This window comes from Megasphaera massiliensis (genome assembly GCF_036305205.1).
Lineage (GTDB): Bacteria > Bacillota > Negativicutes > Veillonellales > Megasphaeraceae > Megasphaera > Megasphaera massiliensis.
The window spans coordinates 73,021-90,988 of the sequence record NZ_JAXIXE010000002.1 but is presented as its reverse complement, the minus strand read 5'-3'; the positions used below and the strand labels follow the sequence as shown (position 1 = coordinate 90,988).

Below are 17,968 nucleotides of genomic sequence, written 5' to 3'. Positions count from 1 at the left end.
CAAATTCAGGTAATACTGCGGTAAAAACAGGCTGTGGAGGGGATATGCGATAGGGCGGCCTATTTGTTGAATGATGTGTCGAAATAAAGAAATGCCGTTAAAGACTAAAAGAGGTCTTCAGATTTCCATTGTAATATTGTGTCTGTTTCTTATCGTTGTGTCGTTTAATTATCTATTCTATTGGGGGAAATGAATATGAACAAAATTTACAAAGTCGTTTGGAGCAAAGTAAAGAACTGCTACGTCGTAGTTTCTGAAATCGCCAAGAGCCACAGCAAGCCCGTGTCGAGTGGCTCGCGTCAATACGTTTCGGCAGCAGCCGTCTTAGCTGCTTTCGCCGTGCTGTCTGTTGCGAATGTCGCTACCGTTCAAGCTGTATCTGATATTAAAGTGGGCGATGACTCTAAAACCAACAGTTATAGTGGCCAAGTAGGCAGCATTGCCATCGGCAACAATGCTTATGTTGAAAATATGGCCGGTAATCAGGAACGGACCTTTACCTTTGGTCAGACCGATCAGACCCAGTGGGCAGCAGGTATTGCTATTGGCCAAAATACCTACGCCCGTTCCGGAAGCATCATGATTGGCGATCATAAATATGTAGGCGCTCTCGGCGACGTCACTGTTGACGGTTCCTCTAATACCGGTGTAAGAGCGAAATCTTTGTATATTAACTCCACCACCCTTGGTGCCAATGCCTATAACTCCGGCTCGTTTTCTACGGTAAACGGTTCCTATTCCATTGCAACCTCTGATTACCAGGGCCTTGGCGGTTTTGCCGGTCTTTTTGATGGACCGAAAGCGGCCAAAAACTTTGGTGCCAATATTTACGGTTCTTTGAACAGCATTGAATCGGCCACCTCATCCTCTAATTATTCCGGTGTTGCCAGCAGTGTCATCGGTACGGCAAATAGAACGGCCAACTCCAATGGTGCTCTGATTTTCGGTGCCGGTAATGAAATTACCAACTCCATTACGGCTATTTCTGCTCCATCCAGCGGCGGTGCCTCGGCGAAAGAATTACAGACCACGTTGATGACCAGCATTAAGAACTCTCAAAGCGGCGGTGCAACCCTTGCCATCGGCGGCGGCAATACGGCTGATTACACCCAGAAGACTTCCATCATCGGGGTAAACAATACCGTTAAAGGTACGAGCAGCAACATCAGCCAGTACAACTCTGTAACCGGCTTTAACAACACCGCTACCAATGTAGACAACACCATCGTTGTTGGTACGAACAGAACTGTATCTGACTTGGCCAATACTGTTGTTATCGGTACCGCAGATTCCGCTACGGCGACAACCGCCAGTGATGCTGTTGCCATCGGCAGCAATGCTAACGCAACCGTTGACGGAGGTGTCGCTTTAGGTTCCGGTTCTGTAGCCAGCGTAGCCTCTGGGGTTGCCGGCTATGACCCGAACACGAAAGAGGCTTCCACGACGGATTCTGCCACTTGGAAATCTACCTTAGCTGCTGTTTCTGTCGGCGTTCCGACGGATGGCGGTGCCGCTACGGCAACTCGTCAGATTACGGGCGTTGCTGCCGGTATGCAGGATACGGATGCTGTAAACGTGGCACAGCTCAAAGCCTCTAAAGTAAACTTAACGGAAGGTGACAATGTAACCATTACTTCTAAAACAGAAGATGACGGTTCCACTACTTACACCATTAAATCTACCGATACCAATACGACCTTGGCCAGCGGTACTGTCTCCTATACCGATGGTGACGGAACTTTGGTTTTGACCGACTCGGCTGGTAATAACGTTACCGTAAGCGGTCTTAAAAACACCTATGTCACCAGTGCAGCCTTGAACGGCAATACCTTGACCCTCACCCGTAATGACGGCGGCACGGTTACCGTCGATGGTATCGCATCTTCGGCAGATATTACCTCTTTGACGAATACGGTAAATGCCAATAAAACGCACTTCTACAGCGTTAATTCTACGGATACAACAGCAGGGAACTATAACAATAACGGTGCAACCGGGACGAATGCGTTGGCTGCCGGTATAGCGGCCAGTGCTCAGACAAACAATTCCGTTGCTGTTGGTACCAATGCTCGTGTTCTGGGGAATGGCGGTAACAGAGACACCGGTACCGGCAGTATTGCTATCGGTGAAAACGCACTCGTTACTACTAATGGCCTTAACTTAACAAGTATTGCTATGGGTAAAGGTGCTACTGTATTGAATGGTAGCGGTAAACAGGATAAAGCCTTAAGCTTCACACCGGATAACTACGCATCCGGCAGCGATCTTCCAATTGATCCGGATAAATCTCCTGGTGGTATCGCTATCGGTGCGAATGCGTATGCTCGTACAGGTAGTGTCCAGATTGGTTCTCACACTATGAAGGGGTACACCATGGGCGGGTCTGAAATCAACGACCAGTCCCAAGCCAACCTGGTAGGCATGACGACTATCGGCTCCAACTCCTACAATAAAGGTGCCTTGGGCAGCATGCTCGGTGCTTACTCTGTCATGACTGGCAGCTTCACCGGTGCCGGTGGTTTCAACAGCCTTCTCTACGGTTCGCAGAATTTCGGTGCCAACGTAGTCGGTTCCTTGAACAGCATTCGCTCTGCCGGTTACAGTGGTTCCAGCGGTATTGCGAACAGCATTGTCGGTGTAGCCAACATTGCTGAAAATGCTAACGGTGCACTCATTTACGGTGCCGGCAATAAAATTACGAACTCTGTACAATCCATTAGCGGTATCGATACCTTGACCAGCACGTTAACGGTTGATGAAATGGCTGATGCATTACGTAAGGGGATTCAAAGCTCCGGTGGCGGTGGATCCACCTTGGCTGTCGGCGGCGGCAACACGGCCGACTATACCCAGAATACGGCGATTATCGGTGTGAATAACACGGTTACCGGTACAAGCTCCGATATTGCTCAGTATAACTCTGTTACGGGTTATAAAAATACAGCTACTAACGTAGACAATGTAACCATCACAGGTATCAACAATACGGTAACCGATACCAAGACGGCCGTTGTAATCGGTGACAACCGTACCTTGACCGGCGTTAATAATAACGTCATTATCGGTTCTTCCGATGCAGGCACTACGACCACGGTTAATAATGCAGTGGCTGTCGGTCGAAATACGAATGTATCCTATGATGGCGGCGTAGCCCTCGGTGCGAACTCGCTGGCTACGGTAGATAAAGGGGCTATCGGTTATGATCCGTTGGGAGAAATTACCGATACGGACAGCATTGGCGCACTTAACAAAACACAATATGATGCGCTTAAATCCTCTATCGCGTCGAGCAATGATACGGTAAATAGCTTGACTTCGGACATTGCAGACTTGAAACAGCAGCAAAGTCAGTATAGCAGATGGTCTAATGAATATTTTGACCTTCAAGACCAGATTGATGCCAAACAAACTGAATTGACTGCGGCTCAAAATTCCTTAAATGCTGACCAAACTGAAATGAATAAGTTAGTTTCCACTTGGCAGGCAACGGGCGCTGCTGTATCCGTAGGTGACAGTGCAACCGGCTTAACCCGTCAGATTACTAACGTAGCAGCCGGTACGAATGACACCGATGCCGTAAACGTAGCTCAGCTTAAACAGGTTGCAGCTGCTGCAGAAGATGCCGGTAAGACAACCTTGAACTTCACCGGCGACGACACTTCCGCTACGATTGCACGCGGCAATGGCCAGACACTGAACATTACCGGTGGGGCCACTGAGTTTACGACGGCAGACAACATCGGCGTCGTAAAAGACGGCGATAATGCCTTGAAAGTGAAGTTGGCCAAAGACCTCACCATGGCTGACGGCAGTATTGCCTTCGATAACAATGTTAAATTGTCCTCCGCAGGCTTAAGCAACGGCGGTCAGAAGATCACCAACGTCGCAGCCGGTGAAGCTGATACCGATGCTGTCAATGTATCGCAGCTCAAGGGCAGCACGATTAAATCTGGTGCTGCTACCTACGCTGACAATGGTACCGGCTCCATGACCTTAACCATGGAAAATGGCGACACGGTCACGGTAAATGGCTTGCAAGATAAATACATTAGCGGTGCATCCCTTGCTAATAATACCTTGACCATTAGCCGTAACGACGGTACAAACTTTACGGTTGATAACATTGCTACTATGGACGATATTTCCGGTCAAGTAGGCAATGTAGCCTTGAACTTTGCCGGTGATGATGCTACGGCTAAAGTAACGACTAAAAACAACGGTACTCTTAACATTACCGGTGGTGCAGATAGCGACAATTTATCTGATGATAATATCGGGGTTGTAAAATCTGCTGACGATACTTTAAAGGTTAAATTGGCCAAAGACTTGAACGGCCTGAACAGCGTTCGCGTCGGCGGTTCTAAAGAAGGCGAAGGCATTTACATTGCCAGCCAGACCGTAAACAACACCAATAAGGGCTCTGAAACAGGTAATTACATCACGGGCTTAACTAATACGACTTGGAATCCGACGGCTGACGGTTACGTAAGCGGCCGGGCAGCGACGGAAGATCAGTTGAAATCCGTTTACGACACGATCAACTCCAATGTGACAGCCAACAAGGTAGTTGCCGGTAAGAACATCAGCGTTGAAGTAAATGAAGATGGCACCGGTACGAAGGTATCCTTGGAAAATAACATCACCTTGGGCTCCGATACGGATGCTGCAAAACAGGTCAACATCAACGGTGACGCTGCAACGGTTACGGCCGGTGACGGTGCCAATAAAGTCGTCGTTGACGGCACGAACGGTCAGGTCACGATTGGCGATGCAGCTAATGGCGGCATTGTCATGGGCAACCAATCGAATGTTACCGGCACGAAGGCTGACGGCACCACGGATTCCCAGAACGGTCAGTTCCTCATGGGCCTCGACAACACGAAATGGGATCCTGCAAACCAGGGCATCGTTGAAAATCGTGCAGCTACGGAAGGTCAGTTGAAAGGTGCTGTGGACAGCATTTCCAAACAGATCAGCGACATCGATACGGCCGTTAAATCCTCCAGCCGCGTCTTCGAAAGCGACAGCGGTGCTGATAATCAGGTAACCCGTAAAAATACGGATGCCATGAAGCTCAAAGGCGGCGCTGATGCCAACAACCTCTCCGATAACAACATCGGCGTCGTAAACAACAGCGACGGCACGGGCTTTGACATCAAGTTGTCCAAAGACATCAAGGGCCTTAACAGTATTGAGGTGAACAATGTTGAAGTAAACAATAAGATTACCGTCGGCACCGGAGACAATCAGACGATCATCGAAGGCAACACGGTCAATACCGGCTCGGTCACGACGGGCAATACGACCATCAACAACGATGGCCTGAAGATTGTCAACGAAGATTCGTCGAAGAACATCACCGTCCAGAACAACAACGTCAGCATGGGCGGCAATAGAGTTCAAAATGTCGGCGATGCTACGGAATCGACGGACGCCATTAACAAAGGCCAGTTCGACCGCGCCCTCAATAACATCGGCACGGGAATGAATGAAATGAACAACCGTATCGGCAACCTCGACCGTCGTGTCGATCGCGTTGGTGCCGGTGCCGCCGCTCTGGCAGCTCTCCATCCGTTGGAATTCAGCCCGGAAGCGAAATGGGACATCTCGGCCGGTGTCGGTAACTACCGCGGCGCTAACGCCGTTGCCATCGGTGCCTTCTATCGTCCGAACGTCAACACCTTGGTCAGCATCGGTTCCTCCTACGGCGGTGGTGAAAACATGATCAACGCCGGCGTAACCTTCCGAATCGGCGACGGCGAAACGATCAACTACCCGTCCAAGAAAGTTATGGCACAAAAGATTACGGATTTGGAATCGGTTGTATCCCAACAGAACGATAAACTTGAAGCACAAAGTGAACAACTTAATGCGCAAAACAAAAAGATTGAAGAATTAATGGCGGCTGTTGCAGCGTTAACGAAATAAGTCGTCTGAAAATCTTCAATGGCATACCTAAGCCGAACGAGGCTCCTCTTTGATAGAGGGGCCTCGTTTTTTTTGTGTTAAAAATAAAACAGAAAGGATTGAATCTAAGAGTTATGACTGAGATGCAATATACAATTCGTTTTGGATATAAATTCTCTAAAATGCTTTATTGACAAATTCTGTCAAGTTAGTGTAAAATCAAGAAAACTAAGAGATACAAGTTCTTAACTATTTAGAAAGTTCGATTAGATAAACAATTAAGAAAAATATAAATTTAAATTATTTTTACAAGGGGAAACTAAATATGAACAAACAATATAAGGTCATTTGGAGTAAAGTAAAAAACAGCTATGTCGTCGTCTCGGAATTAGCGAAGAGAAGCGGTAAGGCTGTATCGATAAAATCTCAGCCCGCCCAGACGTTAGTCGCCGTACTTACGGTTCTGGCTCTTTCCATGGGCGTAACCGGTTTGGCCAGTGCAGCTGCTAATACGGAAGGTGCCGGCGCCGGTGTGGCTGTTGGTACATCATCCGAAGCAACCACGTATATGGCGGCAGCTGTAGGTAATTCAGCGAAAGCCACCGGTTCGGCTTCAACTGCGATTGGCTATAACACTAAGGCGTCTGCTAGTAATACCGTAGCTCTCGGCAGTAGTGCGGAGGCATCCGGTACTTCGGCGATAAGCATTGGTAACAGATCGAAGGCGTCCGGGGCCAGTAGTGTAGCTATTGGACCGAGTGCAGCAGCATCATCGAGATACAGTACCGCCCTTGGCGCATCTGCGTCGGCAACCGCTGATTACAGCTTGGCTTCCGGCTATCAGGCGAACGCATCCGGTAATTATGGCGTTGCTTCCGGTTATCAAGCGCAAGCAACGGATTACTATACGACAGCTGTCGGTTACCAATCCAAAGCGACTAACTCCAGTGCTTCTGCATATGGTAACGGTGCTACGGCTTCCGGTGCGTACTCTGCAGCTTTGGGTTATAACTCCGCTGCGGCCGGTAATTCTGCTATCGCTATCGGTAACGCCGCTAATGTTGCTTCCACGGCTGCTAACTCCGTCGCTATCGGTAAAAGTGCGTCCGCTGCTTCCGGCAACTCCGTTGCCTTAGGTCAGAATTCCTTGGCAGACACTACCGATGTTGCGACTACCGGTTATTTGACAAACGAAGCCTTCTCGGCCAGCAGTGGTGTCGTATCTGTAGGTAATGCTGAGTATACCGATGCCAGCGGTAAGACTGTGGCTGAAAACCGTCGTCGTATCACCAATGTGGCTGCCGGTGCTGCCGATTCCGATGCTGTTAACGTCGCTCAGCTTAAAGCGTTGGAAAGCAATGTGAATTCTGATATTAGCAATGTAAATTCCAACATTAGCACTATAAACTCTAATATTAGCACTTTAAACTCCAGTCTCAGCACTTTGAGCGATACAGTTGATGCTAATAAAATCTCTTATGTTTCCGTAAATTCTACATTAACTGGTAATAAAAATAATGATGGTGCTACGGGTACTAATGCTGTAGCGATTGGTGGCGCTTCTAAAGCTGCCGGTAATTTAGCTACTGCTTTGGGTGCTTACACGACTGCCAGTGGTGAACGTGCCGTAGCCCTTGGTAATCAGGCGACTTCTACCGGTTCGGGCTCGATTGCTATCGGCAACCGTTCTTCTTCTTCCGGTGCGACTTCTATTGCCATCGGTTCGACGTCTACGGCTGCCAATGGTGGTGTAGCCCTCGGTATTTCTTCTAAAGCAACCGCTTCTTCCTCTATGGCATTAGGTCAAAACTCTTCTGCTACTGAGTATCTCTCTATGGCTCTTGGTAATTTTGCTACTGCCTCTGCCAGAAACGCCATTGCTATGGGCTATTTAGCAAAAGCGAATAACACCAGCTCCACGGCTATCGGTAACCGTGCCGAAACAAATGGTATTTACTCCTTAGCCTTTGGTGACCGTGCCTATGTAGGTGCAGAATCTTCCGGCGACGGCACGAGCTCTGACGTTTCCGTTCCGAACGAACGTAAAAACACAGTTAGTGAAGAACGTTTAATCAATCCGTTAGAATCTGATAAGTATAGTTTCTCCATGGCTATGGGTACTGATGCAAAAGCTTACGGCTATCAGAATACAGCTATCGGTGGCGGTGCTGAAGCATATGATACCAATACCTTGGCTGTAGGCTTCACGGCTCGTGCAAAAGGCCATTTATCCAGTGCCATCGGCAGCCAGGCTTCTACCAATGGTAAATATGCCACGGCCTTAGGTTTCTACTCTAATGCATCGGCTGAATCGGCCAGCGCTTTGGGCGACCAGACGACGGCTAACATTGCCGGCGGTGTAGCTCTTGGCAGCAAGTCCAAAACTAACGTAGACTCCGGTGTCATCGGCTATGATCCGAGCGGCACGATTACGTCTCAGGCCGATATCTTGGGCAGCAACCAGGCAACGTACACCCAGCTTCAGTCCGACATCGCTACGGCTCAGTCTAAAGTAGACTCCTTGTCCAGCGACGTCGTTGCTTTACAGACGGCTAAGAACACCGCTACCGGTGATGACCTTACGTCTATCAATTCTCAGATTACGGCAAAAGAAGCCGAACTTTCTACGGCTCGTGCCAACTTGGCCAGCCTTCAGACTCAGTCCAACCAGCTTGTTTCCACTTGGCAGTCCACCGGAGCTGCTGTATCCGTCGGTAATAGCGAAACGGGCCTTACCCGTCAGATTACCAATGTAGCAGCCGGTACTTTGGATACGGATGCTGTCAACGTAGCACAGCTCAAAGCCTTGTCTGCGCAAGTATCGCAGAGCGTTGAAGCGATTACCTTAGATGCCGGTAAGAATATCAATATCGATTCTGGCAATAACATCAACTTAAACGACAAAATCACCTTGAATAATGAAAATGATGCAACCAATCAGGTGACTGTCGACGGCACGACCTCGACCATTAGTGCAGGTACCGATGCCAACGAAGTAACCATTAACGGTGGTAACGCAACCATTACGGCCGGTACAGGTGCTAATCAGGTGACGGTCGACGGCTCTAAAGGCCAGGTCGTCATCGGTGATGCAACCAGCGGTATCGTAATGGGCAACCAGAGTGTTACAACAACTAATGGTTCCACTGAAAGCGGTCAGTACATCACCGGCCTCGACAACACGACTTGGGATTCGAATAATTATGTAGCTGACCGTGCCGCAACGGAAGGGCAGTTGGCCCAGATTGCAGGAAATATCAGCGATATCAACACCAGCATCGGTGAAATTAACAATGCAAAACGTACCTTCGTCAGCGATACAGGTGAACAAATTTCACTCGGTAAAGATGATACCTTGAACCTCAAGGGCGGCGCGGATACCAGCTCCTTGACCGAAGGCAACATCGGTGTCGTAAACAACGAAGCCGGCAACGGTTTTGACATTAAATTGTCGTCCAAGCTCTCCGGCCTTGACAGTGTAGAAACGAAGTCTCTGACCGCCAGCAATAAGATTACCGTTGGTTCCGGCACTACGACGACGTCCATTACCGGTGACACGGTAACGACTTCTTCGGTTGTAACGGGCAACACGACCATCAATAACAGCGGCCTTACCATTGCCAACAGCAGCGATTCGTCCAAATCCATTGCCGTTACGTCCGACAACGTCAGCATGGGCGGCAACCAGATCCATAACGTAGCTGCCGGTACAGCCGCAACGGACGCCGTAAACGTCAGCCAGTTGAATAACGTCGTTACCAATATCGGCAACGGCATGGGTGAAATGAGCAACCGTATTAATCGACTCGACGATCGCGTCGACCGTGTCGGTGCCGGTGCAGCCGCCTTGGCAGCCCTCCACCCCTTGGATTTCGATCCCGATTCCCGTTGGGAAGTAGCTGCCGGTGTCGGTAACTACCGCGGTGCCAGCGCTGTTGCCGTCGGTGCCTTCTATCGCCCCAACAACGATACCATGTTCAGCATCGGTTCGTCCTACGGCGGCGGTGAAAACATGGTCAACGCCGCCGTAACCTGGAGAATCGGTGAAGGCTCGAGCAACACCTACTCGTCCAAGAAAGCCATGGCTAACGAAATTGACAGCTTGAAATCTGTCGTATCTCAGCAAAATGACAAACTCGAAGCACAGAACCAGAAGATTGAAGAATTGATGGCAGCTGTCGCTGAGTTAACCAAAAATAAATAAGTGTTCATGTCCATCGTAAGATGGCCTCCGAAGCACCGAGAATCCCGTGAAATATGGGATTCCCGGTGCTTTTTTGTTTTGTGAAATTAGCCCAGGGGAAAGCTCCTTGAAGAATTGAAAAACACGACATCGTCAGGTATGACAATGTATGGGTACTGAAACGAAGATCCTCTCTTGAAAGTCTGTTTGTAGTCTGTATAGCACTTTACCTACTCTGTTTTTAAATCATTTATAAATACTTAGTAAAATAGTTGTTGGTTAGTTCTAAAATGAGTCTTAAATTACATATATAATATACTTTATTGACAAAATTGTAGGAAGTATATAGAATGATAACATAGAGAAATAAAACACTGATTGTTTTGAATGGCTGGCGAATCTTCGTTATATTCGGATATTTCGGCGGTTAATTTAATTTGTGGAGGGATGCACGCACTTTATTTATATTTTTTTATATTACAATTATATTTATTTATCAAAATGTAATAAAATAATTTAATAATGTATTTTAGAAAACAGAATAGTGGTGCATACTTAATTTTTGATGATGGAGTGAAACTTACCATTACCTTATAGGAGGCAAGCGATATGAATCGGATTTACAAAGTCATTTGGAGCAAAGTGAAGAATTGCTACATCGTAGTTTCTGAAATAGCAAAGAGTCATAGTAAACCCGTATCCACGAACTTGAACGCCGGTAAAACCGTTGCGGCCGTTTTGACTGTAGCGGCTCTTTGTGCTGGAATGACAGGCATGGTCTATGCAGCAGATGACGGCTGGACTTTGGCTGTTGATCGAGGAACAGATTCGACAACAGCTTCTGAAGCAACCGCAACAGGAGATTCGAAAAAGATTAGTTCCGGTGATAAGGTTACTTTACTGGCTGGTAGAGGCATCAAATTAACTCAAGACGGTTCAAATGTACAAATCGGACTTAAATATATTGATATGCTCCCGGCTGGCTGGCCATTTAATGATGCTAGAGCAACCGGCGCCGGTAGTTTGGCAGTTGGGCAAAACAGTGTGGCGGCAGTGCAGCAAGCAACGGCAATTGGTTTAAACACATATGCTGGGCAATACTCTTTCGCGGCTGGCGCCGAGGCTACGGCAAATACTAGCTCTGTTGCTATTGGTTATCATGCGAGTGCTATGAAAGCAAGTTCAGTGGCTATTGGAAGTGGTAAGAAAAAAGTATCAAATGATCCTTCTAAAGGATATCAAAAGATAGATAGTGACTACAGTATTGCCATTGGTGCTTCTGCTTATGTAGGAGAAAATTCTAAAGGGTCCACTACTATGGGGACTAATGCTGAAGTGAATACTTCAGAATATGCAACCGCTCTGGGAAGCTATGCCAATATAACCGGTTCAACAAACGGAACCGCCATTGGGGCTGGCGCTGAGCTAACAAATTCGAAAAATTCAATTTCATTAGGCGGCGGAGTTAATGTGAAGAATTCGGCGGACTCGTCCGCAATAGGTAACGGCGCCAGTGTCAGTGGGTCACGATACGCTACGGCAATTGGTCGATCTTCCAAAATTGAGAATTCTGCATATGCTGCGACTATCGGTACTTCGGCGGGCGTAAATAGCTCAGCATATGGCCTTGCTCTGGGTACTGGTTCTAAGGTAAATAATGCTACAGGCGGCGTAGGGTTAGGGGCATTCTCTGTAGCCAATCGGAAAACTGATACCTTTGGATATGATCCATCTACAGGGACGTCTTTTGCCTTAACTGATGAAATGAAAGCTGCATTTGATAAATGGCGAGCGGCAGTAGCTGAATATCAGGCGGATCCTAGTAATGAAACTAAATTACAAGCTGTCAGAGATACCGGTAAGCAATATCGTATGCTCAATTCGGAATGGGTTTCCGGTAATGGCGCTGTATCAGTTGGTAATAGCACGGATAGTATGACCCGTCAGATTATTAACGTAGCGGCCGGTAGTGAAGACACCGATGCGGTAAACGTAGCACAGTTGAAAGCTGTCAATACTAAAGTAGACGACAATAAGATTTCTTACGTGTCTATTAATACAAAAAGAGATGCCAATAAAGATAATGACCAAGCGGGGATTGCTGATAATACCTTTAGTAAAGATTCGGCTGTAATTGGTTCGAATACGATTACTACCGGTCTGGGTAACTGGAATCTCGTTGCTACAGGCTTTGGAAATACGATAAAAGATATTACTTACGATGCTTCTACTGACGGTGTGACCGAAAACGCGATTAGTAATACCTATGTGTATGGTAACAACAATTTTGTCCAGAGAGGAATTGCTATCGGCAGAGAAAATGTGATTACCAATAGCGGTCTTAATTCCACCGGTGATATTGCTATCGGAACCAGAAATAAAAATTACGGCACTCGCAGTGTTAATATTGGTATTTCTACATTGACAAACGGTACGGATTCGATTGCCGTCGGATTCAGTGCAAAAGCTCCCAAGACAAGTGCCATTGCTATTGGGGGTTATTCTCAAGCTAATAATACCGGATCCATAGCTTTTGGGCGTTCGGCCGTAGCAAATGTTGATGGTGGTATTGCTTTAGGTCATTACAGCTTGGTAGATAGGGGGAGCGGCTCCATCGGCTATTTCTCCACCTTAGGTTCGACGGAGAGAGCAGCCATTGCAGAAAAACTGGGCAAAACGGCTGAATATAATCAGTTAGTGGCTACCATTGACAGTTATTCCGATTTACAAGCCAAAGAAAGACAATATTATACATACATCAGTGAACGGCAAAAAAATGTGGATTTACAGACTGTTGAAAAGGAAAATCTCAATAAGAATGCTGAAGGTACTGCAGAATATAATGCAAGCTTGGCTAAGATCAAGGAATATCAGAAGCTAATTGATGAAAATATTGCCGGCGAAGTTTCTTTGCGTTCTACCATTTCTACAGATAATCCTGATTATGCAAAACTAACACAAGCCCGTACAGATTTGAATAATCTGTTTTCTGCTTATATGTCCACCGCGTCTGCCGTGTCCGTCGGTAATAGTGAAAAAGGTATTTATCGCCAAATTACCGGTGTAGCCGCTGGCAGTGAAGATACGGATGCCGTTAACGTGGCTCAACTGAAAGATTTAAATGCAAAAGTGGATGCAGGGGCGACACACTATTTCTCGGTAAACTCTGATGATAGTGCTGAACCTGCCGATACGAACTGGAACAATGATGGTGCTACAGGTAAAAATTCGATTGCCATAGGGCGAAATGCCTCAACTATAGGAACAGGATCTATTGCTATTGGCGATAGTGCGAAAATCTTTAATGTAAATTCTCAATATGCACTTGTTATTGGTGAGAACGCTGAATCCGCTCACGGAAGCATCGTCATCGGTCGAAAGGCGAAAGACTATGATACTGATCCGGCCGAAGCAGGAAGCGGTATATATATCGGAGAAGAGGCAAAAAGTTTCGGCGGTGTTGCCCAAGTCGTATTAGGCAATTACGGACAGGTCAAAGGACAGGGATCCGTCGCTATAGGGAACTGGTCGAAGGCTCTTGCTTTTCAATCATCGGCGGTTGGCGAAGATGCCAAGGCATTGGGCGAAGGTGCTTCAGCTTTCGGTGCCGGCAGTATTGCTGAATTTGATAATTCCTCGGCTCTCGGTGCTTATACCAATGGGCGGGGATACCAGTCTCTGTCTGTCGGAAGGACCAACGTTGCTGCGGGCAATAATTCTGTAGCAATCGGATACCAAAGTTTTGCTCACAACGGCTACATCGATGAAGATGCGTATAAGGCACTTTCTCCGGAAGAACAGGAAAAATACTTTGAAGCAAGCGGCCTTAACGCTTATTTCTTAAAAGATACGTCGGACGGAACCGATTGGAGAAAAATAGGGGAAACCTATTTAAATACAGCCGTCGGATCTTATTCGAGAGCGAATAAACAAGGTGCTGCTTTCGGCGGAATGACATCTGCACAAGAACAAGGCACGGCTATAGGTACCTATGCCAAAGCAAATGCGAAAGGGGCGGCAAGCCTCGGCTATCAGTCACGGACAAATGTAGAGAACGGCGTCGCCCTCGGTGCTTACTCTGTGGCCGATCGTGAAAAGGGAATAATAGGCTATGCTTTGGGCGGCGATAACAGCACACTGGAAAAAGCACTGGAATCTATCGGACAAAAAGCAAGATATGACGAGCTTACAAGTGTAATCGACCCCTTAAAAGATGAATATAACGGATTGATAAATGCCTATTATGCCGCAACTACTACTGAAGAACAAACAGAAGCAGCAAATGCAATAAATGCTTGGGTTGCTGAACATAGTGAATTTCTCCCTGCCGCAAGAGAGAAGAGACAGATGATTGATGCATGGCAATCGGGAAGTGGTGCAGTTTCTGTAGGAAGTGCCGGTGCTACGAGACAAATTACCAATGTAGCCGCAGGTAGTGAAGACACTGATGCGGTAAACGTAGCACAATTGAAAGCACTGGATACGAAAGTAGATACGAATAAAATCTCGTATTTCTCTGTAAAATCTACCAAGACTGGGAATCAAAATAATACCGGGGCAACCGGCGATGATTCAATTGCAGTCGGTCCTAATGCGAGTGCAACGGGCAACGAGTCAATCGCTATTGGCAATGATGTGACTGTAGCCGGTTACCGTGCAATCGGTATTGGTAGTAGTTTGGGGAGTTTTGGCGATGTTAGTAAAGCCGGAGGCAGTTTTTCTACCTCTATCGGATACTTATCATCGATTGATAAGAAGTCGGCGTATGGTACTGCTTTGGGGGCGCAATCAAGAATTGCAGCGTCTCCGGATGCTACCGTGGTAGGCTCTCATGCTCAAATTGACAATTCTAAAATGGCGTCGGCATTTGGACAAAATGTAAGTATCTTCAATTCTGATTTCAGTGTAGCTGTCGGTTCTATGACGAGTGTTGACGGATCTAAAAATGCTATTGTTGTAGGAACAGGTGAAACAATAAGACAATCCATTGAAGCTTCTAATAATGCGATTTTGATTGGTTCTGGGGATAGCATGGTCTATGGATCAGAAGGAGGGATTGCTATTGGTAATACTTCAAAAGTTGATACAAGCACAGGAGCCATATCTATCGGAGACAAGGCAACAAATTTCTTTAGTCCGCTCGGTGTTGCTTTAGGTGCGGGAACTGTCGTTGGAGCGGAAGGTGCTGTTGCCTTAGGTGCTGATTCAACCGCTTATATAACTAAGGGAAAAGTGGGTTATAACCCAAGCAGTGAAGCCTTGACCAATACAGAAAAAGAAAGTATTGCTTGGAAATCTACGATGGGGGCAGTATCCATTGGGGTTACCACTAAGACGGGAAGCACCACCGGAACCCGTCAAATCGTAGGTGTGGCTGCTGGTACTCAAGATACCGATGCCGTTAACGTGGCACAGCTCAAACAAGTTGCTGAAGCTGCAACTGAAGCAGGAAAAACAACACTGAAATTCACCGGAGATGATACGACGGCTGAAATTTCCAGAGGCAATGGTCAGACCTTGAATATTACTGGCGGAGTTTCTGCAACTGATACCGAAGGCAATAGCCTGTTGACTGACAATAACATCGGCGTCGTGAAAGATGGCGATAATGCATTGAAAGTTCGATTAGCTAAATCTCTTAATATGGCTGACGGCAGCATTGCCTTCAACAATGGAGTTAAATTGTCGAGTGCTGGCTTAAGCAACGGCGGTCAGAAAATTTCCAAAGTGGCCGCTGGTGAAGCTGATGATGATGCCGTTAACGTATCTCAGTTGAAAGGAAGCAAAATTAAATCTGGCAGTATAACTGCTGCTACTGACACGAAGGATTCCGGCAGCATGACCCTAACCATGGAAAATGGCGATACTGTAACTGTTAACGGCTTGCAGGATAAGTACATCAAAGCTGCTTCACTTTCCGGGAACACCTTGACGATTACACGCAATGACGATGTAAAATTTGAAGTTAAGAACATCGCAACGACCGACGACATTACCGGCGAAAACAGCATCGTTAATCTGAAGTTTGCTGGTGATGACGGCACTGTACTTACGAAGAAAAATGGTGAAACCCTTAACGTTGTCGGTGGCGTAGCTAAGGATAATCTGACCGAAACAGATAACATCGGTGTTGTAGAAGATAAGGGAACCTTAAAAGTTAAATTAGCGAAAGACTTACAAGACCTGAACAGTCTTCGTATCGGTGGCACATCAACTGATGGCAAGGGTATTTACATTGCTAACCAGACCGTAACTTACACTAAAAATGGTGCTAATGGCAAAACGGAAGAAGGTAAATATATCACTGGATTAGAAAATATTAAATGGAATCCTTCAACCGACGGTATCGTAAGTGGTCGTGCTGCTACAGAAGATCAGTTGAAATCTGTTTACGACAGCATTTCTTCTGACGTTAAAGCTAACAAGGTGGTTGGCGGTAAAAATATTGTCGTAAACGAGCTGCCTAATGGTGCCGGCACGGAAGTTGCCTTGAGTGACGACCTCTCCTTCGGCAATAAAGACGGTAATAACGTAGCTATTAAGGGCAACGATGGTACCATCAGTGCCGGTGATGGCGGCTCTAATAAAGTTGTCATTGACGGAACTAACTCAACGGTAACTGCCGGGACTGGCAATAACCAAGTGCGCGTTGACGGTTCAAAAGGTCAGGTAACAATTGGCAAAGCGGGTAACGGCCTTGTAATGGGTAATCAGGACGTCGCTGTTAAGAATGCTGACGGCACGGATAAGGTTGATGCTGAGGGCAAGCCTGTTACCGAAAATGGCAAATTCATCACCGGCCTCGATAACACTAAATGGGATCCTGAGAAATCTGGCTATGTTCCTGACCGCGCCGCTACAGAAGGTCAGTTGAAAGATGTGGCAGATTCCGTTAAAGACATTACGAATACCATCGGTGTCGGCACTCGTGACTTTGCCGGAGACAGCGGCGAAGCTAAAGTTAAACTGGGCGAGTCGCTGAATCTGAAAGGCGGTGCTGACGTCAACAAGTTGTCCAATGGAAATATCGGTGTTGTAGGCAACGGCAGTAATGGTCTCGACATTAAACTTGCTAAAGATATCAAAGGCCTCGATTCGGTAGAAACAAAAGAATTGACGGTAACGGAAAAAGCTAATATAGGCAACGTTTCCATCAGCAACGATAACGTTACCATCGGGACCGGCGACAGCAAGACCGTCATCACCAACGAAAAGGTTACGACGGGATCAGTTACGACGGGCAACACGACGATCAACAACGACGGCCTTACGGTTAAAAATGAAAATCCGTCGAAGAACATTACCATCAATAATAACAGCGTAAACATGGGCGGTAACGTGATTCATAATGTTGGTGAAGCGACAGAAGCCACGGATGCCATCAATAAAGGCCAGTTCGACAGAACCATCAGTGCCATCGGAACGGGCATGAACCAGATGAATAGCCGCATCGGGAAACTCGACAGCCGCGTCAATCGCGTCGGTGCCGGTGCCGCTGCATTGGCAGCCCTCCATCCGTTGGAATACAGCTCCGATTCAAAATGGGAAGTCACGGCCGGCGTCGGTAACTACAAAGGTGTCAATGCGATTGCCCTCGGTGCTTTCTACCGCCCCAACTACGATACCATGGTCAGTATCGGCTCATCTTATGGCGGCGGCGAAAATATGGTCAATGCCGGCGTAACCTGGAGAATTGGTGAAGGTGAAACGGGTACTTATCCGTCGAAGCAAGCTATGGCACAGAGAATTAATAATTTAGAATCAGCTTTATCTCAGCAACATGAACAGATTGAAGCACAGAACCAGAAGATTGAAGAATTGATGGCGGCTATGGCAGAGTTAACCAAAAATAAATAATGATTTATGACCATCGATCTG

The 17,968-nt window shown here is 47.0% G+C and carries 3 protein-coding genes; all 3 read left to right on the top strand.

Annotated features, from left to right (window positions below; genetic code table 11):
- The first annotated feature begins 195 nt into the window (after nt 1–195).
- The 3 genes from UCI88_RS00440 to UCI88_RS00430 all read left to right on the top strand — a co-directional run bounded on the left by UCI88_RS00440 (nt 196) and on the right by UCI88_RS00430 (nt 17,947).
- Nucleotides 196–5,928, top strand: a complete 5,733-nt coding sequence (locus UCI88_RS00440; RefSeq protein WP_302357169.1) for an ESPR-type extended signal peptide-containing protein — start codon at nt 196–198, stop codon at nt 5,926–5,928.
- Nucleotides 5,929–6,232: 304 nt separating this feature from the next.
- A complete protein-coding gene (locus UCI88_RS00435) occupies nt 6,233–10,111 on the top strand; it encodes an ESPR-type extended signal peptide-containing protein (RefSeq protein ID WP_302357170.1) in 3,879 nt (1,292 codons plus the stop codon).
- A 588-nt stretch (nt 10,112–10,699) separates the two neighbouring features.
- Nucleotides 10,700–17,947: an ESPR-type extended signal peptide-containing protein gene (locus UCI88_RS00430; protein ID WP_302357172.1), complete on the top strand. Its 7,248-nt coding sequence runs from the start codon at nt 10,700–10,702 to the stop codon at nt 17,945–17,947.
- Nucleotides 17,948–17,968 lie beyond the last annotated feature (21 nt).

Excerpts from the sequence above, each read along its gene's own strand:
- UCI88_RS00440 (WP_302357169.1), top strand. The coding sequence starts at position 196 with ATGAACAAAATTTACAAAGTCGTTTGGAGCAAAGTAAAGAACTGCTAC.
- UCI88_RS00435 (WP_302357170.1), top strand. The coding sequence starts at position 6,233 with ATGAACAAACAATATAAGGTCATTTGGAGTAAAGTAAAAAACAGCTAT.
- UCI88_RS00430 (WP_302357172.1), top strand. The coding sequence starts at position 10,700 with ATGAATCGGATTTACAAAGTCATTTGGAGCAAAGTGAAGAATTGCTAC.